Annotated in this window: 1 protein-coding gene; it reads left to right on the forward strand. The window is 52.2% G+C overall.

What is annotated here, in order from left to right; genetic code table 11:
* Nucleotides 1-48: 48 nt before the first annotated feature.
* The coding region (locus J7R05_RS08810; protein ID WP_208541923.1) for a nitroreductase family protein at nt 49-393 on the forward strand (345 nt) is incomplete at its 3' end.

Here is a 393-nt window from a genome sequence, read left to right on the forward strand (position 1 = left end):
AGCACTGGTATTTCGGTTTATCTTCTTGTAAGGGGAACGTAAACCCAAATGGCTAATTCTACTTTTGATATTTTTCAATCTGTTTTGTCACGACAATCAATTAGAGCTTTTACTGATCAGCCTGTTGTGCAGGAAACAATCAAGAAAATTTTAAAACTCGCCGCGCGAGCACCATCTGGAGCAAATCTTCAGCCTTGGCCAGTAATTGTTATAACAGGAGCTATGTTGCAGCACGCAGGGGGAGAACTTTCACAGCTTGTACTATCAGGTGCAAAAGGACAGCGCGACCATCATCATTACCCTCCCCACTGGCGACCGCCTCCTCTCTCACCGCCTCCCCCCCCTCGCCTCCCCCCCCCCCCCCCCCCTCGCCTCCCCCCCCCCGCACCCGCC

Origin of the sequence: Bartonella capreoli, from assembly GCF_902813205.1 — a bacterium.
Classification (GTDB): domain Bacteria; phylum Pseudomonadota; class Alphaproteobacteria; order Rhizobiales; family Rhizobiaceae; genus Bartonella; species Bartonella schoenbuchensis.